This window comes from Nostoc sp. CCY0012, assembly GCF_963920855.1.
GTDB lineage: Bacteria > Cyanobacteriota > Cyanobacteriia > Cyanobacteriales > Nostocaceae > Cyanocohniella.
This window is the reverse complement of the sequence record NZ_CAWUDM010000055.1, coordinates 15,072-40,053: the sequence shown is the minus strand read 5'-3', so window position 1 is coordinate 40,053 and position 24,982 is coordinate 15,072. Positions and strand designations below refer to the sequence as shown.

Annotated in this window: 24 protein-coding genes; 11 read left to right on the top strand and 13 right to left on the bottom strand. The window is 41.3% G+C overall.

Features of this window, described 5'->3' with window-relative positions; translation table 11 throughout:
• The 3 genes from ACM0OS_RS17025 to ACM0OS_RS17015 form a co-directional block, all read left to right on the top strand.
• Positions 1–940, top strand: a 940-nt coding sequence (locus tag ACM0OS_RS17025; protein WP_414544381.1) for an NYN domain-containing protein, incomplete at its 5' end; no start/stop codon positions are given.
• Between the two features lie 111 nt (positions 941–1,051).
• Positions 1,052–2,092: a 4-hydroxyphenylpyruvate dioxygenase gene (hppD, locus tag ACM0OS_RS17020; RefSeq protein ID WP_414544380.1), complete on the top strand. Its 1,041-nt coding sequence runs from the start codon at positions 1,052–1,054 to the stop codon at positions 2,090–2,092.
• Between the two features lie 139 nt (positions 2,093–2,231).
• On the top strand, positions 2,232–2,930 hold the full coding sequence (locus tag ACM0OS_RS17015) for an HAD family hydrolase (protein ID WP_414544379.1): 699 nt from the start codon (positions 2,232–2,234) through the stop codon (positions 2,928–2,930).
• Positions 2,931–3,180: 250 nt separating this feature from the next.
• Here ACM0OS_RS17015 and ACM0OS_RS17010 read toward each other — a convergent pair whose 3' ends face one another.
• The gene (locus ACM0OS_RS17010; RefSeq protein WP_414544378.1) at positions 3,181–3,807 is read right to left on the bottom strand and encodes a CPP1-like family protein; all 627 of its coding nucleotides are present in this window, start codon (positions 3,805–3,807) and stop codon (positions 3,181–3,183) included.
• Between the two features lie 718 nt (positions 3,808–4,525).
• Between ACM0OS_RS17010 and ACM0OS_RS17005 the strand changes: the two genes are divergently transcribed.
• Positions 4,526–5,239, top strand: a complete 714-nt coding sequence (locus ACM0OS_RS17005) for a response regulator transcription factor (protein ID WP_414544377.1) — start codon at positions 4,526–4,528, stop codon at positions 5,237–5,239.
• A gap of 171 nt (positions 5,240–5,410) precedes the next feature.
• Here ACM0OS_RS17005 and ACM0OS_RS17000 read toward each other — a convergent pair whose 3' ends face one another.
• The 3 genes from ACM0OS_RS17000 to ACM0OS_RS16990 all read right to left on the bottom strand — a co-directional run bounded on the left by ACM0OS_RS17000 (position 5,411) and on the right by ACM0OS_RS16990 (position 7,107).
• Entirely contained in the window at positions 5,411–5,608 is a 198-nt protein-coding gene (locus ACM0OS_RS17000) for a DUF2811 domain-containing protein (RefSeq protein WP_414544376.1), read from the bottom strand.
• Positions 5,609–6,165: 557 nt separating this feature from the next.
• Complete coding sequence (gene hisIE / locus ACM0OS_RS16995) at positions 6,166–6,816, bottom strand: bifunctional phosphoribosyl-AMP cyclohydrolase/phosphoribosyl-ATP diphosphatase HisIE (RefSeq protein WP_414544382.1); 651 nt, start codon at positions 6,814–6,816, stop codon at positions 6,166–6,168.
• Between the two features lie 102 nt (positions 6,817–6,918).
• On the bottom strand, positions 6,919–7,107 hold the full coding sequence (locus tag ACM0OS_RS16990; protein WP_414544375.1) for a ChaB family protein: 189 nt from the start codon (positions 7,105–7,107) through the stop codon (positions 6,919–6,921).
• A 233-nt stretch (positions 7,108–7,340) separates the two neighbouring features.
• Here ACM0OS_RS16990 and hemL point away from each other — a divergent pair, with 233 nt between their 5' ends.
• The 4 genes from hemL to ACM0OS_RS16970 all read left to right on the top strand — a co-directional run bounded on the left by hemL (position 7,341) and on the right by ACM0OS_RS16970 (position 12,091).
• On the top strand, positions 7,341–8,639 hold the full coding sequence (gene hemL, locus ACM0OS_RS16985; protein ID WP_414544374.1) for a glutamate-1-semialdehyde 2,1-aminomutase: 1,299 nt from the start codon (positions 7,341–7,343) through the stop codon (positions 8,637–8,639).
• A gap of 154 nt (positions 8,640–8,793) precedes the next feature.
• Positions 8,794–10,263 (top strand): glycolate oxidase subunit GlcD, encoded by a 1,470-nt coding sequence (glcD, locus tag ACM0OS_RS16980; protein WP_414544373.1) that lies wholly within the window; start codon positions 8,794–8,796, stop codon positions 10,261–10,263.
• 40 nt (positions 10,264–10,303) lie between these two features.
• Positions 10,304–11,299 (top strand): FecCD family ABC transporter permease, encoded by a 996-nt coding sequence (locus tag ACM0OS_RS16975; protein WP_414544372.1) that lies wholly within the window; start codon positions 10,304–10,306, stop codon positions 11,297–11,299.
• Positions 11,300–11,314: 15 nt separating this feature from the next.
• Positions 11,315–12,091 carry an ABC transporter ATP-binding protein gene (locus tag ACM0OS_RS16970; protein ID WP_414544371.1) on the top strand — a complete coding sequence of 259 codons (777 nt, stop codon included), beginning with the start codon at positions 11,315–11,317 and terminating at the stop codon, positions 12,089–12,091.
• A 47-nt stretch (positions 12,092–12,138) separates the two neighbouring features.
• Here the strand turns inward: ACM0OS_RS16970 and ACM0OS_RS16965 are convergent, their stop codons facing one another.
• The gene (locus tag ACM0OS_RS16965) at positions 12,139–13,209 is read right to left on the bottom strand and encodes an anthranilate phosphoribosyltransferase family protein (RefSeq protein ID WP_414544370.1); all 1,071 of its coding nucleotides are present in this window, start codon (positions 13,207–13,209) and stop codon (positions 12,139–12,141) included.
• A gap of 42 nt (positions 13,210–13,251) precedes the next feature.
• Positions 13,252–14,175, bottom strand: a complete 924-nt coding sequence (locus ACM0OS_RS16960) for a LysR family transcriptional regulator (RefSeq protein ID WP_414544369.1) — start codon at positions 14,173–14,175, stop codon at positions 13,252–13,254.
• 165 nt (positions 14,176–14,340) lie between these two features.
• On the opposite strand from ACM0OS_RS16960, the gene ACM0OS_RS16955 reads away from it, so the two are divergent.
• Together ACM0OS_RS16955 and ACM0OS_RS16950 are read left to right on the top strand one after the other, a co-directional pair.
• Positions 14,341–14,592: a helix-turn-helix domain-containing protein gene (locus tag ACM0OS_RS16955; protein WP_414544368.1), complete on the top strand. Its 252-nt coding sequence runs from the start codon at positions 14,341–14,343 to the stop codon at positions 14,590–14,592.
• A complete protein-coding gene (locus tag ACM0OS_RS16950) occupies positions 14,570–15,316 on the top strand; it encodes a hypothetical protein (protein WP_414544367.1) in 747 nt (248 codons plus the stop codon). The genes ACM0OS_RS16955 and ACM0OS_RS16950 overlap by 23 nt, the downstream gene beginning before the upstream one ends.
• Here ACM0OS_RS16950 and ACM0OS_RS16945 read toward each other — a convergent pair.
• From ACM0OS_RS16945 to ACM0OS_RS16925, 5 genes are all read right to left on the bottom strand, one after another.
• On the bottom strand, positions 15,282–16,439 hold the full coding sequence (locus tag ACM0OS_RS16945; RefSeq protein ID WP_414544366.1) for a DNA cytosine methyltransferase: 1,158 nt from the start codon (positions 16,437–16,439) through the stop codon (positions 15,282–15,284). The two genes, ACM0OS_RS16950 and ACM0OS_RS16945, sit on opposite strands and share 35 nt — an antisense overlap.
• Before the next feature lie 154 nt (positions 16,440–16,593).
• On the bottom strand, positions 16,594–17,061 hold the full coding sequence (locus ACM0OS_RS16940; RefSeq protein WP_414544365.1) for a TspO/MBR family protein: 468 nt from the start codon (positions 17,059–17,061) through the stop codon (positions 16,594–16,596).
• A 62-nt stretch (positions 17,062–17,123) separates the two neighbouring features.
• Positions 17,124–19,310 carry a glycogen debranching N-terminal domain-containing protein gene (locus tag ACM0OS_RS16935; RefSeq protein ID WP_414544364.1) on the bottom strand — a complete coding sequence of 729 codons (2,187 nt, stop codon included), beginning with the start codon at positions 19,308–19,310 and terminating at the stop codon, positions 17,124–17,126.
• Positions 19,311–19,312: 2 nt separating this feature from the next.
• A complete protein-coding gene (locus ACM0OS_RS16930; RefSeq protein ID WP_414544363.1) occupies positions 19,313–20,296 on the bottom strand; it encodes a TIGR03885 family FMN-dependent LLM class oxidoreductase in 984 nt (327 codons plus the stop codon).
• A 346-nt stretch (positions 20,297–20,642) separates the two neighbouring features.
• Positions 20,643–21,191: a CAP domain-containing protein gene (locus tag ACM0OS_RS16925; RefSeq protein WP_414544362.1), complete on the bottom strand. Its 549-nt coding sequence runs from the start codon at positions 21,189–21,191 to the stop codon at positions 20,643–20,645.
• A 482-nt stretch (positions 21,192–21,673) separates the two neighbouring features.
• Between ACM0OS_RS16925 and ACM0OS_RS16920 the strand changes: the two genes are divergently transcribed.
• Positions 21,674–22,705, top strand: coding sequence for an AI-2E family transporter (locus ACM0OS_RS16920; protein ID WP_414544361.1), 1,032 nt, complete (start codon positions 21,674–21,676; stop codon positions 22,703–22,705).
• A gap of 61 nt (positions 22,706–22,766) precedes the next feature.
• Here the strand turns inward: ACM0OS_RS16920 and ACM0OS_RS16915 are convergent, their stop codons facing one another.
• Positions 22,767–24,335 carry a cation:proton antiporter gene (locus ACM0OS_RS16915; protein WP_414544360.1) on the bottom strand — a complete coding sequence of 523 codons (1,569 nt, stop codon included), beginning with the start codon at positions 24,333–24,335 and terminating at the stop codon, positions 22,767–22,769.
• A 271-nt stretch (positions 24,336–24,606) separates the two neighbouring features.
• Positions 24,607–24,774, bottom strand: coding sequence for a DUF4351 domain-containing protein (locus ACM0OS_RS16910; RefSeq protein ID WP_414544359.1), 168 nt, complete (start codon positions 24,772–24,774; stop codon positions 24,607–24,609).
• Between the last annotated feature and the right edge of the window lie 208 nt (positions 24,775–24,982).

The following is a 24,982-nucleotide window of genomic DNA, read 5'->3' as shown; positions in this document are numbered from 1 at the left end:
GTGTTACTGTTTTTTCAACTTGAGACTCCAAAAAGTTTTCTGCACCACTAAGGTGTGTACCTATCCTCTGCAAGTCAAGATTGCCTTTGCTAATTGGTGTAGTATGGGTAAACGAGATGTAGAATTACATCAGCGTGGTTATGAATTAATTCATGTTCCCGTTGGTAGAGATAATGCTGATGGTAAAATGATAGCTTTAGGTTCATCAGTTCATCAACGTTACGCTAATGTGCAAGAAGTGATAGTTTGTTCGTCTGATCAAGTTATGACAAATTTATGCAATCATCTACAACAATATGGTTTGATAATATATCAAGTATATAAACAAGAAGAAGTTTTAAAAATATTTAATAGCTCAAACGGAAAAGAAATAGCAATTCCTAATTCTTTAGATATTCCTCCAGTAAATAAATTTATTCAACAAATAAAACAATTAATTAAAATCGAGCAAGACAATCAACAGATTTATTGGGTAAAGTTTTCTACTATCTCTCAAGCTTTTAAAAATAAATATAATTTAAGTATTAAGCAAGTAATTAATCAACACTTTCCTGATAAAAAAGCTAAAGATGTTTTTTTGGCGTATGCCAATGATTTTGTTGTTCATCAAGTAGATAGTAAATCTGAATTATATATAACTGTATTTTCCCAGTATCCAGTATTAGAAAAATCTTTAGATAATCATATATCTACTATTAATTCTTCAGCGGATTTAGAACAAGCACTGAAAGCTATTCTTCAGGAATTAACTCCTAAATCTCCAAAAAGTTTTATTGATATTGGAACGTTAGGTAGTGCATTTAGTCAGCGTTATCATCAACCAATCACTGAAAAAATCAAAGCTTTACATTTATCTGGCAATTTTATTAAATTTTTGCAGTCGTGTAATTCTTTTAACCTTCAGCAAACAGACAAAAGATGGCAAGTAGCTCTAAGATAAGATAGTAGCCTATGCATACTGGTATATGATTAATGAGTAAAGACTTGATAATCTAGCAAAAAAGACAAAAATCACGGATATATAAGCTGTTGTGCTGGATTCTCAGGATTTATGAAAATTGATCACGTTCATTTCTATGTAGATGATGCCAAAGTCTGGCGGGATTGGTTTGTAAACCACTTGGGGTTTACAGCAGTAGATAGTAATATTAATACAATTCACACTTGTACAGAAGTTGTGAATAATGGTGGTGTCTGCTTTTTTCTGTCTTCAGCCTTATTACCCACAAGTCCGGTGGCTAAGTTTCTGAACGAACATCCACCGGGGGTTGCAGATGTGGCCTTTGTCATCGAAGATGTGGAAGCAGCGATCGCACTAGCTCAAATACATGGTGCTGAAGTCATTCAACCAATCCAGGAACAGCAAAAAGGTAATGTTTTCCTCAAGTGGGGCAAAATTACGGCTTGGGGTGGGTTGACTCATACGTTGATTGAAAGATCTCAAGTAAATGATGAAGATTCTATTACTTCTCCACTGAGTATTTTCACTGCCATAGATCACATAGTACTCAACGTGGCTGTAGGAGAATTAGAATCTGCTGTTGCTTGGTATGAAAAAATTTTAGATTTTCAACCCCAGCAAAGTTTCAAAATTCAAACAGATCGCTCTGCCTTATATAGCCAAGTGATGGTTTCCCGTAACGGTAGTGTCCAGTTACCGATTAATGAACCAGCTTCACGCAACTCCCAAATTCAGGAGTTTCTCAATGTCAATCGGGGTTCGGGAATTCAACACATCGCCTTGCGGACAACAAATCTGATCAGTGCGATCGCCCAATTTCGTGCGCGTGGACTGTCTTTACTCTCAGTACCCCAAACCTACTACTCACAACTCAAACAACGAAAACAACTTCCTTTGTCCGAGGCAGAACTTGAGGCGATCGCCCAACAGGAAATCTTGGTGGATTGGCAAGAAAATGCCCAAAAAGCATTGCTGCTACAAATTTTTACCCAACCGATTTTTGGACAACCGACCTTTTTCTTTGAGTTTATAGAGCGTCGTTATCAAGCTCAAGGTTTTGGGGAAGGCAATTTTCGCGCCTTATTTGAGGCCATCGAAAGTGAACAAATCAAACGCGGGACGCTTTTGTAAAGGGGCATCTTGTCATTGGTATCAAGTTAAATGTGGCATAGCTTCATGCTATGTCCCGACAAAAAACACAACTGAAATGTATTGAATTATTAACCTTAATAGGTAGATAATTGCAATATAAATTAATATTTTCCCGCCGATGCTAAGACTCATTACTGACTTCGACGGCCCCATTATTGATGTTTCCGAACGTTATTACCGTGTTTATCAAGTTTGTTTGGAGAAAACCCGCCATCCAACACAATCTGTGCAGCAACTAACTAAAGCAGAATTTTGGCAGCTAAAGCGATCGCGCGTACCGGAAACACAAATTGCCTTGAAATCTGGGTTAAATGAAACTCAAGCCCAGGAATTTTCCCAGTTGCGGCGTCAAACAGTGCATACACAACCTTATTTCCAATATGACAACCTGATCCCAGGTGCCATAGACGCACTATTGAAGGTTCAACAAGCGGGAATCGATTTGGTAGTCATGACAATGCGTCGGCAAAGGGAATTAGATTATGCCTTTAAACAATACAACTTAGACAGATTCTTCCCAGCAAATCGCTGTTATTGCCTTAGTAATGACTACGTAAAAACTCGTGATATCGAAGACAAGCCCTTGTTGATGAAACGGGCTTTAGCTGAACTTCCTCCCTCTGCTGAAACTTGGATGGTTGGGGATACGGAAGCGGATATCACGGCGGCGAAAAAACACAGTGTTAAAGTAATGGCTGTGGAGTCGGGGATACGCGATCGCCCTCAGCTAGAAATGTACCACCCTGACCTAATTTTTGCGAATTTGAGTTCATCTGTAGAGTATATTCTCAAACCTCAGCTAGTCAACCTTGCTTAATGGTGGCTTTTATTAAGTTAATGGGTAATAGACGGCTAAGACCAAATTAGCTATTACCCATTATTTAATACTCTGCGGCGTCAATAGTTGGAAGTCCCTGATGCCGGGTAACCCGTCCACCGGATTGGCTCACCGTGCAAAAGGCGTCTACAAGTCGGGAAACCCGCCAACAGCGCTGTCTCCCCAACGCACTGGTTCCTTTTGACTTTTAATTTCCGCGCAGCGGTACTAGTCCTATAAACTCATCAAATTAACGTAAAAAACTGCTAATTAGCCACAACAGCATAAATGTCAACACTGTAGAGAACTGTTCAGCACTCAGTTGGACTAGATTTATTTGCGGTAATAGCCAGCTAGCAATCAGCCCGCCGACAATTAAACCTACTGTTAAACCAACCAGCGTTAACAACACTGCTCTACCAAACTTGCCTTCTTTACGTTTAATAAAGTAAATACTCAGTCCTACACCCACTACTAATGCTAACTGCAAAACTTGATCACCCGCTGCCTGGGAAAATACACTGATGGTACTTAAACCCAAATACCAGGCTCCAGGTAACAGAATATCTGTAGGTGTTGGCTGATCGAGCATTCGTTGCAGCCATGCAGGAGACTGCTCATGAGGAGTTGGACTTTCTTTTGGAGGCAATTGCACTCGCAGTTCAGGGAACCTGATTCGCTCAGGAACCTTGATTTTACCTTCCTGGCGCATCCTTAGGCGATCCATTAAAATCGCATCGTAAGCTACTTCAATTAGCTCTAGACTTTTGGCATCGCCTTCACACTGCTCCAATAGGCGATTGCGAGCGTCCTGAATTTCATCGAAGCTAGCATCTTCTGATACCCCAAGTTTGTCGTAGGGATTTTGATCGCTCATGGGAGTTTATACTTTCTTTAGCCTTGGTCAGTGGCAGTCTTTTACTTTAGGAAAAACAATTTTAGGTTTTATCTGGATCGAAACCAACGTATCGACATGTTGTCATGCCCTACCAGGATAGTAGCATGGGTTAGTTGGATTGATTTGGGAATTTTGACTATACCAACTTTAACATATTGCCATAACTCCGTGTATACCCTCATGTCTTTGGTCTGTGAGGGCTTTACTCTAGAAATTGAACTGAAAAATACCTAAAACGCTTTTTTCATGAAAAAACTAACTTTTATGTTTTATATTGTGAAAATTTAGCGGTTGCTGAGGAACTTTTTAGCAATCAGCCACACAATTACCTAGTGGTATCGATCCACATATCGACAGATAGATTTAAAATTAGAAAGTTTTAAATCACCACTCACCACTAATATTGGGATAGGAAAGTCTCTTAGGTTACCGAACTGCTGTGACTAATATGGAAAATATCTGGCTAGTGGACACTAAATTTACTAACTACAATACCTGTACTTAAGTACCTATGTGACTAGCAGAATCTTCTTAATTTTATTGTCCAGAAACCTGATTACTCTATATTATTTGTGGATAATCAGGAAATTCATTCCTCACCCTTGTAGATTCTTACATAACTCCCAAAGTGGAAACAGCGTTTTTACGCAATTCTCTTTCCTGTTAATCTTATAAATTTTTGTGAAAAGTGATGGTCATGGCTCCCGCCAAGATTCTTGTAGTTGATGACGACCCTGCGGTCCGCAATTTAATCCAACGGTTTTTAATTAGGCAGACCTATCAAGTAGAGGCGGCTGAGGATGGTAAATCGGCCTTAGCTTTATTTGAGCAATTTAACCCAGATTTGGTGATTTTAGATGTTAATCTCCCAGATGTCATTGGGTTCAACCTCTGCCAAGAAATGCAAAGTCGTAATGGTGTTTTCGTGCTGATGTTAACTAGCCGTGCAGATGAAGCCGATAAAATTCGTGGCTTCTCTAAAGGTGCTGATGACTATCTCACCAAGCCATTTGGACTAGGAGAGTTAGAAGTTAGAGTAGCAGCCATCTTGAGGCGTCAGCGGGTTGTGACGACTGCTGAACAAAAACGTCTGGTATTTGAAAAGTTAATGATTGATCCGGTGCGGCGCGAGGTAGCACTCAACAACCAAGCAATACCCTTAACCGCTCTGGAATTTGATCTGTTGCATTTCCTCGCCAGCCATCCTGGTAGAGTCTGGCGGCGTGCAGAACTGATTCAAGAAGTCTGGGATTACGAATATGTTGGCGACCAGCGGGTTGTCGATGTACATATTGGTCAAATTCGCAAGAAAATTGAAGTCGATGCTAGTCAACCAGCACTAATTCAGACTGTACGGGGTGTAGGGTATAAATTTGAATGTCCTTCTCAACAGTCAGAAGCTCACTCTTGAGTTGATAGTCACTAATCTAGAGTTGTTCACACAAGGTATCCCAATCGATTAATGTTTGGGGCACGGTGACCGTGCCCATGCTCAGGCATGAGCCAGAATGCTGTTTACTAGCACTTGTGTAATGGCTAGTAAATTGCGTGTTGCTGGCCAGTTGGTGCAGGGCATTGATCTTTAGCTGTGGTGAAATAAAGTTTCTAAATATACACGAGCAGCGCGGCGATCGCTATCTCCATTTTGTAGTAAAAACAGCGATAATGCAGCCGTCAGTACTCGGTTTTGATCCCAATCAGGATGTGTTTCTAAGTAAGTCTTGAGGGATTCATGTAGTGTTTCGGGAATTTCTGTAAAAATACTAACTGTTGCGTTCATAAGTTATTCCTTCTCTGAGGTCAATCAAGAGGGACAAGTTGCTTGTGGTGATGTGGAATTTGCCTTACATAATCCTGTGTCTACCCGACAATCTACACCAACGTTTCAGGTAATTTTTGGTGTCAATGGTGGAACGGACTACAAAACAAGCCAGCCGAATCATTGTGCGCCAAGAGGGGGTGGGTTTGTCAATGCTGCGAAATGTTAAATTCGCTGGTATAAAAAATAAATGCCAACGCAAGAATAGGACTTAAGGCAAGATTTTTGTTACTCAACTTAACAAAAACTCAGTCCCTTAATACTCATACTACTGAGAATCAAATATCCCCAGTAAAACGGCAAGTGCCTATTAGTTCGTCCAACATCTGTGGAAAACTATCAAAATACCTGTGGAAACTCTGTGGAATCGTAGAGGAAAAGACTTGCTAATGATAAGAATTACAAAAACATTTTTTGTGGTGACTGGGAAATCAGAGGAATAAAGAGATGTGGCATAAATTATCCCCTTGTCCCCTTGTCCCCTTGTCCCCTTGTCCCCTCATCCCCTGCTAATTCTGCTATCGCCGACGTTCTTGCAACTTGCGATATACTGATTTAATATCTACTTGATGGTGAGCTAAAGCCACCAAGGTATGGTAAAGCAAATCCGCAACTTCACCTGCAATAGAGTCGGCATCATCATCCTTAAATGCCATCACCACTTCAGCGCTTTCTTCACCAATTTTCTTCAAAATTTTGTTATCGCCACCTGCCAAAAGTTTGCAAGTGTAAGAATTTTCATGAGGATGATCACGGCGATCGCAGATCACTTTAAATACTTGTGACAATGTATCACCCGGTGGTGGAGCGATCGCCCCTTCTATTTGATGAAAACAACTGCGTTCACCAGTATGACAGGCAATATCCCCTATCTGCTCTACACCAATCAGCAGGGCATCACTATCACAGTCATAACGAATACTGTGTATTTTTTGTATATGGCCAGAAGTCGCTCCCTTATGCCATAATTCCTGGCGAGAACGACTCCAAAAGCAAGTTTCTCCAGTTGCTAAAGTCTTTGTTAATGACTCCTGATTCATCCATGCCATCATTAAGACAGTGCCATCCAAATAATCTTGGATAATTGCTGGCACTAGACCGCGTTCATCGTAGCGAATTTTATCAACAGTAATAGAGTGAAGTAGTGAATGCGGATCAGTAGAAAACATACCAGCTAATTTGTTCTCATTCAACATGATTTATGGATTCACGATACCATTCTCAATAGGTTAGCTGATATGCTGTTTTGGATTCAACTTGATGATTCAGTCTTACACAAACGCCCTCCTATCTGTCGCCGATTGCATCTTGACAGCACTCAATGCGACTTTGTGAGCTTTAGATGCTTCACCATACCAATGAATGGCCGAGTTAAAAGCTGCCCGGTAAAGGTCTTGGTAAGCCTCAGATAATTTAGTACGAATCTCTAAAGGCAAGTCTTCGTTCGACTTGTATAACATATTGTTATTTTTTTTGTTCAAATAATTCTATAGGATAGAATTTCTGAACAGTTTTTTACCCTATCCTAAGATAGAAGTTTTGACCTGATGAGGAAATGAGGAAGCGATGGGACGCAAATAGTAGCTGGTAGTATTCAGTATGTGAATATCTGCCTCATAAAATTTACGAGAAAAATCACCCACTGTACCTGATAAGGTCAGTGTAGGAGGATGTCACTTCTTAGGAGAGAACTTTGGTAAATACCACTATTAAAACCACAAAATCACAAGAAATCTTTGCCGCAGCCCAAAATTTGATGCCAGGAGGAGTTAGTTCTCCAGTTCGTGCATTCAAATCGGTAGGTGGACAACCCATAGTTTTTGAGCGTGTTAAAGACGCATACATTTGGGATGTAGATGGCAACCAATACATTGATTATGTTGGCACTTGGGGCCCTGCTATTTGTGGTCATGCCCATCCCGAAGTCATCGCGGCACTCCATGAAGCCTTGGAAAAAGGTACTAGCTTCGGTGCGCCTTCAGTACTAGAAAATATTCTGGCTGAAATGGTAATCGATGCTGTTCCCAGTATCGAAATGGTCAGATTCGTCAATTCCGGTACAGAAGCTTGCATGGCAGTGTTGCGATTAATGCGAGCTTTCACCAACCGGGAGAAAATCATCAAGTTTGAAGGCTGCTACCACGGTCACGCCGATACGTTTTTAGTGAAGGCAGGTTCTGGTGTCGCCACACTTGGGTTACCTGATTCACCAGGAGTGCCTAAATCAGCAACAAGCGGTACTCTCACGGCTCCTTACAATGACTTGGAAGCTGTGAAAGCTTTATTTGAACAAAATCGTGATGAGATTGCTGGTGTAATTCTAGAGCCAGTTGTGGGCAATGCTGGATTTATTACCCCCGATGCTGGCTTCTTAGAAGGTTTACGCGAACTAACCCACGAACATGGTGCATTACTGGTTTTTGATGAGGTAATGACAGGATTTCGTATAGCCTACGGTGGCGCTCAAGAAAAATTTGGCGTTACACCCGACCTCACAACTTTAGGTAAAGTCATCGGTGGTGGCTTACCAGTGGGAGCTTATGGCGGTCGTCGAGAGATTATGTCAATGATTGCTCCCTCAGGGCCTGTGTATCAAGCTGGAACTCTTTCTGGTAATCCTTTAGCCATGACGGCTGGGATTAAGACCCTGGAATTGTTGCAAAGACCTGGTACTTATGAGTATCTTGACCAAATTACTCAGAAGCTAGCCAATGGATTGGTGCAAATTGCCCAAGAAACTGGTCATGGCGTTTGCGGTGGACACATTAGCGCTATGTTTGGTCTATTCTTTACCGCTGGGCCAGTTCATAATTACGAAGATGCCAAAAAGTCCGATATGGCTAAATTTGGACGATTCCATCGTGGTATGTTAGAGCGCGGTGTTTATTTAGCACCTTCTCAATTTGAGGCTGGTTTTACTTCTTTAGCTCACACAGAAACAGATATTGAGCAAACTTTAGCCGTTGCACGGGATGTACTGTCTAATTTGTAACTTCTCAGAGATATCCCTGGAACAAGTAGCTTGACATACTCCCCCGGATTCAATTCGGGGGATTCTAGACTTAAAGGGCAAAGGAAAGAGGGTTTTAGAGAGTTATTGCGTAACTCCTAACTGAGTCAAACATCTACCTTTTAACTAAAAAAATATGCTTATTCAAGATAAACAACAACGTAACTGGAAACCCATTATTAAAGCATTTGAAGCTGTAGTTGGTAAAAATGGTGTCGTACAGCGCCGTGAAGAACTCATCACTTATGAATGCGATGGTTTAACTAGCTATCGCCAACGCCCTGCTGTGGTAGTTTTACCCAGAACGACAGAACAAATTGCCGCCGTGGTTAAGATATGCAACAAATATGCTGTAACTTTCATCGCCCGTGGTTCTGGTACTGGTCTATCTGGTGGGGCGTTACCATCGGTAGATTCAGTTCTTATTGTCACTTCATTAATGCGGCAAATCCTGAGTGTTGATTTAGATAATCAGCGCATTGTTGTCCAGCCAGGCGTAATTAATAGTTGGGTAACGCAAACCGTAAGTGGCGCGGGATTCTATTATGCACCAGATCCTTCCAGCCAAATTATCTGCTCAATTGGGGGTAACGTTGCTGAAAACTCTGGTGGGGTGCATTGTCTCAAGTATGGTGTCACCACTAACCATGTGTTGGGATTAAAAATTGTCACCCCCACAGGAGAAATTCTGGATTTAGGTGGACAATTACCGGAAATGCCTGGTTATGATTTAACAGGTGTATTTGTCGGTTCTGAAGGTACCTTGGGTATTGCAACAGAAATTACCTTACGAATCCTGAAAACTGCTGAATCAATTTGTGTTTTATTAGCAGATTTTACTAGTATTGAAGCTGCTGGGGCTAGTGTTTCTGATATTATCAGCGCGGGAATTATTCCCGGTGGTATGGAAATGATGGACAATATCAGCATCAATGCAGTAGAAGATGTTGTAGCAACCAATTGTTATCCCCGCGACGCTACCGCTATTTTATTAGTAGAAATTGACGGTTTAGATGTAGAAGTTGAGGTAAATAAACAACGGGTAGCTGAAATTTGTCAGAAAAATGGCGCCCGTAATGTAACTTCTGCCAGTGACCCAGAAACCAGATTAAAACTTTGGAAAGGACGTAAAGCTGCGTTTGCAGCCGCGGGTCATTTAAGTCCAGACTATTATGTCCAAGATGGTGTAATTCCTCGGACACAATTGCCTTATGTTCTCCAAGAAATTGAGGCATTAAGTAAAAAATTCGGGTATAAAATCGCCAATGTATTTCATGCAGGAGATGGTAATTTACATCCACTAATTTTATTTGATAATTCTATACCAGGAGCATTAGAAAAAGTAGAAGAAGTTGGTGGGGAAATTCTCAAGCTTTGCGTCAAAGTCGGTGGGAGCATTTCCGGTGAACATGGCATTGGTGCAGACAAAAAATGCTATATGCCAGATATGTTTAGCGATACTGATTTAGAAACTATGCAATGGGTAAGGCAAGTCTTTAATCCTCAAGGTTTGGCAAATCCCGATAAGATATTTCCGACACCCCGCACTTGCGGTGAAGCAGCAAATACAAGCATGAAGCAGTTTGCCGGTGTGGAAAAATTTTAACTCTACTAGTAGTCTGTCAATGAATAATGACCAATGACTAATGACTAGCAAATACCGCATACTCTGGGCTGTTTTGCTTTTGGGTACAGGATTATTAGTAACTTTAGTGCTTTCTTTATCCCAAGGAGCGGTACATTTAACTCTGGGAGAATTTTGGCAAGCAATTCTTCATCAAGGCGACCCCATCAAGCAAACAATTCTGTGGGATTTGCGGATTCCGCGCATTGTCGCAGCGCTTATTGTCGGTGCCGCATTGGGAATGTCAGGTGCTTTATTACAAGGAATGTTACGTAATAGTCTGGCTGACCCATTTATTTTAGGGATTTCTGCTGGTGCTGGACTGATTGTGATTTTGATGATCAGTTTACAAGTTTTTCCGATTGCCATTCCTCTAGCTGCATGGATAGGCGCAATTTTAACTTCGGCTATTGTGATTTTGTTGGGTCGTGCTGGGTCAGGAATTTCTATTGAAAGGTTAATTTTAGGGGGAGTAGCGGTGAGTTCTTTATTAGGCTCAGTGCAAACTACCTTACTTTTATTAGCGGAAGACGGTCAAATTCAAATTGCCCTCAGTTGGTTGGTTGGTAGCCTGAATGGACGCGGTTGGCGAGAAATTTCCACGGCTGGCCCCTATATTATCGTGGCGTTAATTGGGGGATGCTTGTTGGCGCGGTCTGTCAACGTGCTGGCATTGGGAGATGATTTAGCTGTAGGTTTAGGAGTATCATTAACGCGATCGCGCTTATTAATTGGTGGTGTGGCTACTTTATTAGCCGCAGGCGCAGTTAGCATCTGTGGTTTAATTGGGTTTGTGGGATTGGTTGTACCTCACGGTGTCCGCCTCATTGTTGGTACAGACCATCGTTTTGTGTTACCACTTTCAGCATTAGCTGGTGCTTGGCTACTCACCTTTGCAGATTTACTTTCTCGACTGGGAGCAGTAGAACTACCAGTAGGTGCTGTCACCGCCTTGTTGGGTTCACCTTTATTTATTTGGTTACTTTATCGGCGTTCGGCTGGATTGAATAAACTATAATTTTAATTCTTGACCATGCCCCTTGAACTACAAAATCTCACTGGTGGTTACACCGCCTTACCCATTGTTGAAGATATTAACTTATCTTTGCAAACAGGAGAATGGTTAAGTTTAGTCGGTGCTAATGGTTCTGGTAAATCTACAGTTTTAAAATTATTAAGTCGGATTTTATCACCACAGCAAGGAACCGTACTACTTGATGGTAAAGCTATTCATTCTCAGCCCCCCAATGTAGTTGCACAGAAATTAGCATTATTACCGCAACAACAAACGGTTCCTGTAGGCTTAACAGTCCGACAATTAGTAAGTTTAGGACGCACCCCGCATCAACCTTGGTGGCAGTGGGAATTAAATAATGAAGATAGACAAAAAGTTACAGCAGCAATTCAAAAAACCCAACTAGAAAAATTAAGCGATCGCCTGGTCGAACAACTTTCTGGCGGAGAAAAACAACGCGCTTTTTTAGCCTTAGCACTGGCGCAAGAACCCAAAGTATTACTATTAGATGAACCCACAACTTATTTGGATATCAACTATCAACTGCAACTCTTAGAATTACTCAAAAATCTCAATCAAAATCAAAATTTAACAATTGTCACAGTATTGCATGAATTAAATTTAGCCGCCAGATATAGCTCTCGGATTGCCTTATTAAAACAAGGACATCTTTGGGAAGTAGGCACACCTAAAACAGTCCTCACACCAAACTCCATCGCCCAGGTTTTTGGTGTAGAATCTGTCATCATTCATACACCAGTTGGCTTACAAGTTTGCGCTATTGCGTCTGTATAATTAATTGAGATACAGCCTCTCACCTCACACTATATTAAGTTTACGCCTCAAACTTGCTTAACAAATGTCTCGGCAGCCGAATTTACCATCTGTTTGAGTTCTTGGAGTTTGGCAGCTACTGTACCATTAGTAAATAATTCTGTTGCTAGGGCTATACCCGATGGCATATCTGAACAAATGCCACTCCGCCAGAGATAAAATCCGCCATTCCATAAGGCTGTTTGCATAAATTCACTAGGTTCACCAGCTAAAACTCCCTGAATTTCAGCCAGTAGTTCCTCAGTATTTCCCAGGGGTACATTTTTGGTAGTAAAGCCGTAATCATGGGGTGAGAGAAACAACCTTTCTATCTGCTGGGGTGCTTGAGACAAGGCAATAATGGCAGTGCGATCGCGTGGTAAATCACAACTACCTTCCAAGCCTTTGACTAAAGTAAACTTTGTCACACCCCGCAATTTTAAAGCTACCTGGAACATCCCTTCTGTGGGAGGATGGACAAATCCGGCCACTATATGGGCATCCCCAGCATAAGGACACCAAATTAATTCCATTGTTGCCAACGGCGGACGCTTGCCGAGTTGGTCGCGGTACTCCCATATGGTATTGGTTAAGGGAAAATGCACAGGTATATAGATAAAACCAATACCTGTTTGCTCAAATACTTGCTGAGTTTTGGCTAATGTGAGGGCAGTCCAATTGACACCTAAGCCTTGCCAAATATCGACTAAAGGTAAGCCGTATTTTGTTGGTAAGCGATCGCCTCCATGCATAACTACAGGTTGTCCAGCTGCGGCGAGGAGTAAAGCTGTCACTGGACTAATTGGTGCGGTGCGAGTTCTGCCATCATAAGGTATTCCCAAAATCATGGCCGGAGGTGTAGCAGCGATTGGGTGTAACTTTGGCCCCAATTCATCAAAAGCATCCAACATCCCCGCTAATTCTTCCCCCGTAGGGCGTCTGATGCGGTGGGCAATTAAAAATGCCCCAATTTGCGCTGGTTTAGCCTCACCCAACAGCATCATTTTAGTAGCGGTGGCTGCTTCAGCCCGAGTTAAATTCTCTGCTGTATGGTTTCCGCTACCTACCTTTTTCAGTAAATCTCTAAATACATTGCTCATAGCAGCAATTAGTCAACGGTCAACATTTTGACTCATCATACTTTAGGAAGCCGATCGCTGCTGCTGAAATTGGGGGGGAATATTTTCTATTACAAGTTGCCAAAAGTTCTTGATGGGAGGTATTTGGAGGCGATCTTGAGTTGTCACCATAACTACCCGACGCGTGAAACCAGAATTATCAGCTAAAGGACGCACCGCTAATGTAGAGTCATTCCGTGCTTCCATCAGTGCTGAGTGGGGTAACAACGCCACCAATTCGCCTTGACGCACAACTCCCCGAAAGGCATCTAAGGTATTTACTTCTAAAGCTGCTTGCAGTTTAGCTTCCAATCGTTCAAATTTATCTTGTACTAAGCGTTGCATCCCATAACCATCTTTAAACACTACTTGGGGATAACGCACTAACTCCGACCAAGGAATATGTTCATATTGGGCTAGGGGATGATGGACAGATGTTAATACTTCTATGGGTTCTTCATATAATGCTTCTACCACCATTTCCTTACCGGTGATTAAAAAGCGATTATTCATCACAATTGCCAAATCTACCAATCCATCCTTGAGGACTTTTAAGGCGCGATCGCTACCTAAGGATGTGACTCGCAACTGTACTTCTGGATAATCATGACAAAATTTCTGTAACACCGGGGGTAAGTAAGAAGCGCACAGTGAGTGAATTGCGGCAATACACAATTCTGGTTGCTTACCGGCGATTAAATCGGTTAATTCTTGTGTAGCAGTTTGCCACTCTTGGCAAATCTTCCGGACACGCGGTAGCAAAGATTCACCACCGAGAGTTAACTTAGCATAGCTGGTTCTGTGAAATAGTTCTACGCCCAAATCAGCTTCTAGCGACTGAATTTGACGACTGATGGTAGATTGAGTGACACCACATTGGCGGGCTGCTTTTTGAAAGCTGCCGGTTTCTGCGATCGCTAAAAAAGCTTGCAACTGCTCTAGCCGCATGTTTATGTAGCCTGAATTACACTTATGGCCTTCACTAAGTTAACGGATTTTGACCTGTAATTTAGTAGAGTTTGTTACAAGTTTTGCTGTTTGATTTACTCAAAAACTATTTTGAATACTTTTGTCTGTAGAACTTTTGTATTCAAAATATTACGCTTTTTTTTCATGCAACCAAGTAAGTTAGATCAAATTTTAGGACTAGAACTACAACGTCATCGCACAGCAAAAGGTTGGTCACAAGAGTATCTTGCAGAAGTAACAGGTCTTCACAGGACTTACATCAGCCAGCTAGAGCGAGGGCTAAAAAGTCCATCTATTAGAGTTCTCAGCCATATTACTAATGCATTGGGCATGAAAATGAGTGAGTTTTTACAAGCCGTAGAGGAATCCCTGAGTGTTAACGGACAAAGAGATTAAAAGATTAAGGAAAGCTATTATTGCGACCATTGCATCTCCAATAATTGGCTCAATAGAGGATTATACGTGGGAAGCAATTTTTCATTATATTAAAGATATTCCTTTATCAGACCCTGCTCTGGGACGCAGCAAGCTTCTATATGATGCTGTTGATTTGGTTACTAAAACAGGTTGGTCACTCAAATCTCTCCAACTGAATAGGCTAAACCTTGGAAGTACATTTTTCTTTGTGATTCAAAGAGCAGATATTATCAAAAAGGCTATCCAATTGGGGTTTACTGGCTTAACTGAGCAATCATCTCCTAATGAACTGGGTTCAGCTATTATCCAACATTGGAACGAGAAGATTATTTCTAGTCAAGTAGCACAGAGTGTTGTTACAAGTTATGAAAGCATATTACTCAAAACTATCAAAGGCTATGAGTACATTTACTGTGAATTTCCACTCCATCCTCTTGACCCAAATCAGTTTACTTGGGCTTGGACAGTAGATAAAATTACCGGGCGATCAGGTGCAGGACTACAGGGAAGCATTGCAGGCAAAATAGAATTGGTTTGGTATAAAAATCAAAAACAACTCTTCAGAGCTAGAACTATTCCTACACAAGCAGTTCGCATTACAGTTGACAGAACTCGTCTGACACTTGATCGGTATGTAGAGACAGTTATCTCAGCTTTAGAAGATCAAATTAACACTCAATTTTCTGACAATGAGCCTGAATAATAGATGAAGCTATAAATTTAGCTAGGAGTGGGGGAACAGATTCTCCAATTTGAGAAGCCATTTCAGTGTATGTCCCCAAAAAGTGAAAATTATCTGGATAAGAGTGTAATCTTGCTGCTTCACGTATTGTAATTGTTCGATCTTGAGTAGGGTGAAAAAACCTACCCGATCCGGGATGGAAAACCCATCTTGTGATGGTTCTTGCCGGCTTATCCCAGTAAAGTCTTCCGTATGCACCACTGTAGTGTTTCTTTGGCGCTAATTCAGAAGGTAAGTCCCTCGCATCTTGTCCTTCACGAAGAGCGCGTACTCTTGACAATTGAATTGGAGTTAAAGCGCGAGCGACATGATTCACAATTCTTAAGCTGTTATGGCGAACAAAAGATTGATATGTAGTTTGTGGAGCCGAAGGATAAACTTCAGCATTATAAGCTTGCCCTGCATCTAGTTGCGGTAAGTCTCCAATCGCATCTCTAACGGTGACCAGTGGCGAAAGATTTGTATCTAATAAATTAAGCTGATTACAAGACTTTGTAGTTTTATAGTCACTTTTAATATCACCAAAATTTGTTGGCTCAGGAAAGCGAAGAGTATGATCTAGACTAGCTAGAAAAAAAGCTCTGGATCTCGTTTGTGGTATTCCATAATGTGCCGCATTTAGTGATGAATAAATGACTTTATAGCCTAAAGATTCAAGTTGTTTTGTAATTTCTTCCTTAATTACCCCATTGTAAGCCTTTAAGATTTCTGGCACGTTCTCTATTAGAGTATAGAGTGGTCTAAACTCTTTGACAAATTCCAAAAATGTTCGATATAGATGGTTACGAGAATCACTGAGATAACGATAACCAGCAGGCGTATTTCTGGACAATCCTTGACAAGGAGGCCCACCAATCAACGCTGTTAGTTCTTCTTGCCCCAAACTTAATGCTAATCTGAGATCAGAAGGACTAATCTGACGTATATCCTGATTAATAATTTTAGTATTTGGATAATTATGCTTATAAGTTGCCAAGGCTTTTGAGTTTATATCAATTGCACATAAAGATTCAAAGCCCGCTAAGTGAAATCCCGTTGTCAAACCGCCTGCACCAGCAAATAAATCAATAATTGTGTTTTTCATTATTGAATACTATAGTATTCAATATACATCGTCAAGTAGATTGACCACTTATCCAAGGCGATTGCGACTCCTTACCCAGTTTCTCTGGAATAGAGACAACTTCTTGTGGACTGAGTACAGAAATATTACTCACTATTTACCTATGTTGTACTAGTTAAGGGGTGTTCAGTTGAATTAATACCCAAGTTACATAAGTGCCGATAGGCCCCCAAAGGGCATAAGGTAAAAACAACCAAGAAGCGGTTCGAGAAATGGGTCTGACGATAAAAGCCAGAATGTAAACCAGAAGCGTAGCCAAGCCACCCAAAACTAATCCACCCGTGAGGCTGCGAAGTTCTACCACAACGGGACTGTATGCTGAAGTCAGAATTGCGATCGCAGCATAGCAAAACATTAAATACCAAGGACGAGAGCCTTGTTTGGAGATTTTCTCCCAGACAATAATAGCGGAAATGGTCAGACAGGCCCAAATAAAAGTCCAAATGAATGGAATTAGGGCTTCAAAAGTCAACCAACCAGGACGCTGCAAGTTTTGAAACCAAGGGTCTTGTAGCGATGTAAACAAGCCACCGCCAAAAAACAGTGCCGCCGAAACTGCTGTGATGATCCATCTAGCTTTCACAAGAAGTTCCTGCCATAGTGGGATTACACTTTTAGTTTAGAACTAGGTTGCGATCGCTGGATCTATCTTGGTAGGGAGTAGGCAGTAGGATTTCTCCAAGGTTGCCAAACTTGATGTTTCACTTCCATATCACCAGACTTAACCACTGCATCCCAATGAGTTTTTTCGCCTTCCCGCCAAAACTGTAAGTCTACACGCGCATTCCCAACTTCTACATGGTGAAGTTCGAGTTCGGGTAACCATTCTGGTAAATGTGGGTCAACATAAAGCAACTGATTAGGTGCATCAGCTTGTAATCCCACTATGGCTTGAATTAACTGAAAAACTGATGCCGCAGCCCAACCTTGGGGTACGTTGGCTTCTATATAGGGAACTGGGAAAGCACCTGGTTCGCGTTTAATACCAGCAAAGAGTTCTGGTAGACGATAACTTGCAAAATATTTAGCTGCATCAAAAATCCCATCAGCAACTTGGGCAGCTTCATGAGCAAAACCATAGCGTTTAAATCCCAAAGCTATGATGCCGTTGTCATGGGGCCAAATAGAACCTAGATGATAAGAGAAAGGATTATAGGCAGGATTATCAGTGCTTAAAGTGCGAATACCCCAACCACTCCACATATCTGGTTGCATGAATCGCCTAACTACACGCGCTGCACGTTCGGGATTAGCAATACCACTCCACAGACAATGACCCGGATTAGAAGTAAGCGATCGCACTGGTTGTTTATCTGCATCTAAACTTAAGACATAACAATCTAATTCGTCACTCCAAAACTTTTCTTCAAAGCTGACTTGCAGTTTCGCGGCTTTATGACGTAATTCTTGAGCAAATTTTCCCTCACCCAACACATCAAATACTTCTGCCATCCGCATCCAAGCATCAAAAACATACCCTTGTAGTTCACATAATGCCTTTGGTGCTTTTACCTGACTACCATCTGGATAAACAATGGCATTTCCCGAATCTTTCCAACCTTGATTTTCAATTCCATCTGAGGATTTGGTTTGGTATTCTTGCAAGCCATCGCCGTCTAAATCCCCATACTTATCAATCCACTCTAAACAACGTAATACTATATCCCGGTTATCCCGTAACAGTGAATCATCACCTAACCACTTCCAGGTTTCATGCAAGGTAATCAAAAATAATGATGTAGCATCAGCAGTACCGTAATAAGGTGTATGGGGTATTTTGGCAAAATGTGCTAATTCACCTTGGCGAATTTCATGCAGAATCTTACCGGGTTGGGCATCCCGCCAATCGTCTAACTCAGTAGCTTGTAACTGTCCTAGTTTTTGTAGCGCGCCACGGGCAAAACCAGGATGGACAATCATATTTTGCAAACTGATAATTAAGCTGTCACGTCCGAACAGCGTCACAAACTTCGGTACACCTGCTGCCGGTAGCCAAATATCAGGGCCAAAATCGTAATCGTATAATCGCAGTGAACCTAAATCTTCAATTGACTGGCAATATAGTCGCACCACATCTTCGTTAGCGCAGACAATATCAGTTACAGAGTCCCGCCATTGACAATGTAGCTTTTCAATATCTGTATTGATGATATTGGGATCTACCATTGCTTGATAACAGAAATCAACGGCTTCTCGAATATGCTGATGATCAATCAAATTAAATTTGCCGCAAGCGTGCCAAGTTGTGCCGGGTTCTAATACCACTTCAAAAGTGACGCAGCCATTAGCATAGTGAGGACGAGACGAGTAATTACAAGGTTGGTAAATTAAACAACGGTAAAAATTGTCATTTTCATAACTAGTTTCTAGTTGATGTTGTTCTTCATGCCATCTTGTCTCAATCTGTCCCCGATGAATACATTGCTGTGACTCCACCTCGAAGATATCAGCAAAATCTGAACCCAAGGCAATTTCCAGATTAAAGCTGACGGCTGCTAAACCATGATTGGTAATGTCGATATCTTCATGAATCCCTTGTTCTACTGTCCGGCTAATGATTAAGGACAAATCGCCTTGGGCAACTTTGCCTTTTTTTGATGTGAATGGAGGATTTGTTAAGTAAACTCTGGCTGCATAATATTGTGTTGTAGACGAAGTTAAACGAACCCAAGCTTGACCATCCACATAGCAGGCATAGTGACTTAAAAAGCGGGTATCATCAGCAAAAATACCCGTATGACCATCAGGATTAATTTGTCCACTCAGGTCAGTTGCCATAAAGGTACTGCCATGATTAATCATCAAAATAGGTGGGCCAACAGTTACTCGCATAATTAAATTGTTGCTCCTTCCTTGATCCTGCTGAGTGCGGGAATTACCTGTTTACCAAAAACTTCAATAAAAGCCTGCTGTTCACGGTTGACGTTGTGGAGATAAAGTTCATTAAAGCCGAGTTCTATATCTTGCTTTAGCCATGCGATATGTTGCTGAGGGTCAGCCGAAATACGTACATATTTATACATATCTTCTGGTTTAACAAACTCTGCGATCGCCTCAAATTGCTGGGGATGCCGTAAGTCTGATAACACAGGACTTTGAAAGATATTTGTCCGCCATTGGTCAAAGGCTCCTTGCAAAGTTGTTTCCTCATCTGCGGCATAAGACATCTGTACTTTTAAATACATGGGTTTGCCTTCTCCACCGCCCCGACGGAATGCTTCCACAACTTGTTTGAGTTTTTCGTAGGGTTGAGAAATAGTAATTAATCCATCTGCCCAACTTCCCAGCCATTGAGCTGTAGGCGGTGTAATTGCGGCGCCAATAATTAACGGTGCTATGGCTGGCCTGGTATATAACTTAGCTGCTTCCACACTTACCAAACCGTAGTGAGTCACAGTTTCACCTGTCCAGAGGGCGCGCATAACGTCTGCACATTCTTTGAGACGCAGATTGCGGACATTTTTCTCTGGCCAGAAATCGCCTGTAATCTGTTCATTCAGAGCTTGACCACTACCCAAAGCGACCCAAAAGCGCTGGGGAAACATTTCAGCGAGGGTAGCCGCAGCTTGAGCGATAATTGCCGGGTGATAACGCTGTCCAGGGGCGCAAACTACACCAAAGGTCAGAGGTGTAGCCTGCATTGCTGCACCCAACCAAGACCAAGCATAACCGCTTTCTCCTTGGCGATCGCTCCACGGATGAAAATGATCGGAACAAGATATGCGACTAAATCCAGCTTGATCGGCTGCTTGGACGTATTCTAAAAGTACACTCGGTTTAAACTGTTCATGAGAGGCGTGATAGCCAAATATTGCCATGATTTTGCCTTCAATCTCCTTTTAAAATCCCCAGGACAAGTCAATTAAATAAAGAAACAATTACTAACTTAATAAATAACTACTACCTCTAAAATAATAGTAAGATTTATCTATCTAATAGTTGATTTTTCATAAGTAAAAAGACAGAAATATTCCCTCCATAAATGTCTTTTACAAGAGAAATTTCCGAATATGATTTATTTTTTTTAATTATTGACTTTAAAAGGGAATACCCTCTAGTACAGAACGGCATAAATAGGGATACCATTTAAAATCGTCCAACAGCCTGTTTAATAAGATTGTTGACTTTTGTACTTCCGCGTAGCGGTACTAGCGCCTCGCGCTGTCATCGGCGCAAAAATAACTGCGTAATATAGTAAGTGTTATTTACTCGCCAAACGCCTACGCCTGTTTCTGTAAAAACTGGACGGAGAATATTGGCACGATGTCCGGGACTTTTCATCCAACCATCAACTGCGATATTTACAGGTTGCGGAACGTTTGTACCTTTGAACAAATTTTCACCTACCACCCAGTAGATGATACCGCCAGCCCTCGCTCTGTCTTGCAAACTACTACCATCGGCACCAGTGTGGCTGAAAAAGTTTTGTTCTGCCATTTGTCGGCTGTAGTCACGGGCTACTTGTGCTAATTGTTCATTATTTTGTAATGGTTGTAGCTCATTTTCTTGACGCACCTCGTTAATGCTTTCTCTAATCCCTGCCTCTATTTGGGTAGCTGTAGCAGATTGGGGTGGAAGTGGGGGCGGTTTTGGCCTGTCAGTTGGCATCTGGATTCTAGGCAACGGTGGCAAATACTCAATCGCCTGTTCACATCCAGTTAAGACAAACGCCATCGCTATCCATGCTAACCAGCGTTTGTGCTTATGTCTCATTTGCCGTTTCATCAGCGCTACCCTAGGAAAAATTTTTTATTAAAGCTTTGCCATACAAATGTGACCAATAAATAATAATCTAAGTTCCAAATTTATTTATATTTCGCCTTGATAAATGTGTTGTCATATTAGTGTCACATTTAAATATAAGGCTAAAAAACATAAAGTTTTTAGGTATATGTTTTGCCCATGCTATCCCAAAAATTGCGAATTGTTTCTGCTTTTTTATCCTGGTTGAAAGTTACTTTATTAGTGTTTTTTATACTGATGATGAGTGGTTTAATATTATTACCAGTATTCACATTCTTGCGTGTGCCTTCTTTTGTGTTGGGTAATGACACGATCTGGTTGTTACGTTGGCAATATAGTCCGGAGGCTAGTTTTGCGATTACCTTTAACCCTGGTATTGTGTTAGGCATCGCATCTGTTATTGGTGTTTTGAGAATGATTTATAACAGCAGACATAAAAGGAGACAGAAAAAATGAGAATTGGGCAATGGTTAGGATTTGTCGTCCTGATTGTCTCACTTTATATTCTTTGGCAAATTCGCCAGTTATTATTGCTCATATTTACAGCTGTAGTACTAGCAACAGCTATTGGTAAACTAGTGCAGCGATTGCAACAGTCGAGAATGCGGCGAGCTTTGGCTGTGTGGCTGAGTTTAGTGATTGTGGTTGGGCTATTAATTATTTGTTTCGTGCTGATTGTGCCACCATTTATTGACCAATTTGAGGAATTAGTCAAGCTGTTTCCCGCCGGACTGTCTCGGATTCAGCAGGTGATAAATTGGTTAGAGCTGACCATTGTGGGGCCATATTTACCGAATATACCAGATATTAATAATTTAATTCGCCAACTGCAACCTTTAGGTGAAATTCTGTTGGGACAAGCGATCGCTTTTTTCTCTACTGGATTTACTGCGGCATTGGAATTTCTACTAGTCATCGTTTTAACTTTGATGCTCCTAGTCAATCCCCAACCCTACCGTCAAGTCTTCGTGCGCTGTTTTCCGTCATTTTACCGCCAGCGAGTTGAAGAAATTCTCACTCTGTGTGGCGAAGGTTTAGGCAACTGGACAGTTGGTGCTTTAATTGAAATGCTTTTTATTGCCTTCCTCAGCGGTTTGGGGTTATTAGTTTTACGAGTACCCTTAGCATTAGCTCATGCTGTACTAGCAGGACTGTTAAACTTTATTCCCAACATTGGCCCCACCTTGAGTGCAGTTTTACCAATGGCGATCGCTTTTCTCGATGCACCTTGGAAGGCGATCGCAGTTCTAATTTTATACCTCGTGATTCAGAATGTAGAAAGTTACTGGCTAACTCCGACAGTTATGGCTAAACAAGTATCACTATTACCTGCTTTTACCCTGGTAGCCCAAATCTTCTTTGCCAGCTTTTTTGGTGCTTTGGGGTTAGTGATGGCGCTACCGTTGGCAGTAGTTGCGAAAACTTGGATAGAAGAACTTGTCTTCAAAGATGTTTTGGATAGGTGGAAGCAACCCTCTTCTTAGGGTCGTGAGATCAGGGGTAATGGGGAAAATTTATCCTCATCCCCCATACCCTTATCTATGCTTAAGTATCCATATCGCTATGCTGCAAAACATCTTCAAGCATAGGTGCAAGTTCTGTATTTAACCTACCAGACCGGACAAATTCTGCATAAGTATCTGCCTCAATTGCCAGCAGTTCTTCCCGGAATTGTTCAGTTGTAAAGCTGCGAAGATTGGGATACTCATCCTGTAATTTATCAATTTTAATTTGTAGATTTTCCATCTCGCCTTTAATTAATGTCTCCTGGTAACGGTAAAATTCTGGTTCAATACCTGGACGTGTATCTGCTTGGAGGTGTTGCAAAACACGTTCTAGGGCGACATGACGGGTAGCTAGTTCTGAATATCGTTGACGTAAGGGTGCATCACCCAAAAGATTCAGTTTCTGCAACAAAGGTTTAATAGATAAACCTTGAACAAGTAGGGTAAATAAAACTACACCAAACACCGTAGCGATAATTTTTTCTCGCTCTGGTAATCCTATAGGTACACTCAATGCTAGGGCAATAGAAACGGAACCGCGTACCCCACCCCACCAAAGTACAGTTTGTTCAGCTAAAGGGATTGTATATTTGGTAATAACAGCACTCAATTTGCTGAGAAGATAAATAGCAACTGCCCGCATCAAAATCATGGCGGCTATTGTCACGGCAATGATTTGCAGGTTTTCTCCCAAAATAGCAAAGTGAATTTGGTCACCAATCAACAAAAATACTATCGAGTTGACAAAAAACGCCAAAAAGTCCCAAAACTCAGAAACAATCACTCTGGTACGGGGATTCATCCCTATACGAGAGCCAAAGTTACCCAAAATCAAACCTGTGGTGACAACCCCAATTACCCCAGAACCACCCAATTCTTCAATAATTAGGTAAGTACCGTAAGCACAAACCAGAGTTAAAGACTGTTCCACCATCGGCAAATCGAAGCGTTGAGTGAGGTAAGAAATGCCAAAGCCAATTAATCCTCCCACCGCTACGCCAATACCGACAACGGTAAATAACTGCACTACTACTGGCTGGAAAGCAAATTCTGCATTTCCCAAAGACAGCGCCACTAAAAAACTAAAGGCAACTACAGCCATACCATCATTAAACAAGCTTTCGCCTTCCATCATGGTGGTCAGACCTTTGCCCACGCCCAATTCACGAAATAAAGCCGTGACAGAAACCGGGTCAGTCGCAGATAAACTAGCGCCAATAAGTAAAGCAGTAGAAAGAGAAAGTCCCGCTAGTTGATTAAGACCAATGGCTATACCTGCTATGGAAATCACTACCCCCAACACTGCATACAAACAAATGGTGACAAAGTTGCGCTTTAATTCCGCCCACCTCAAATTCCACGCGGCTTCAAACAACAGTGGTGGTAAAAAAATGAACAAAATTAATTCCGGAGAAAGGGTCACAAGGCGGACATCCACAAATGCCAACCCTGAGCCAACAATTACCAAAAGTAAGGTATAAGGTATGTGGCGAAACCAACTAAATATCTGAGGTAAAGTTGCCACCCCTAATGAAACCGAAAGTACTAAAAGAAACTGCTTGAGATTAGTGGTGATAATTTCCTCACCAATTGCTGATTCCATCACCATAAGGAAATACCTGGTATATTGCTTTGCTTATTTTCACCTGAAAAGAATCAGATGGTACCAATTTAATGTGGCACATTTCGAGAAATTTGCCGTCCTGATTGCGACTGATTGAGAACCAAATGGATTTATCCAATTGTTAATTAGATTAACGGCTTGCGTGGTGCGATCGCGTTCGCGTAAGCGTGTCCCCTTGGGACTCAGCGCTGCTGCAAAGCAGATCACTATAAAAAAGTCAAAGTTATGATCTCCGCTCAAGTAATTATCAAATATTCTAGTTACTTGCTTGTTGTTCCAAAAAATTTTCTGAATCAGATACATCTATGAAATCGAATAATACTTCTGCTAAATTTTTCAATTTTCGAGGAGATAATGCTTGCGATCGTTCAATCAACGATGGATCTATTTGGTTTAAGCATTGATTTAGTAGACTATTAATCATCCGTTATGCACCTTGTTCATTTCCCTTATTTAAGATATCTTGATAAATAAATGATTTTTGCATAATGTCCTCGCTCAATAATTGATCAATTAATTTTTTCTCAACCTTTAAATTTGCTAATATTTTACAAACCTTATCAAACGCCACAATTTAAACCTAGTTAAATAAAGTGAAATTAATTACTAAATAATAATGTAAAATAAAAATT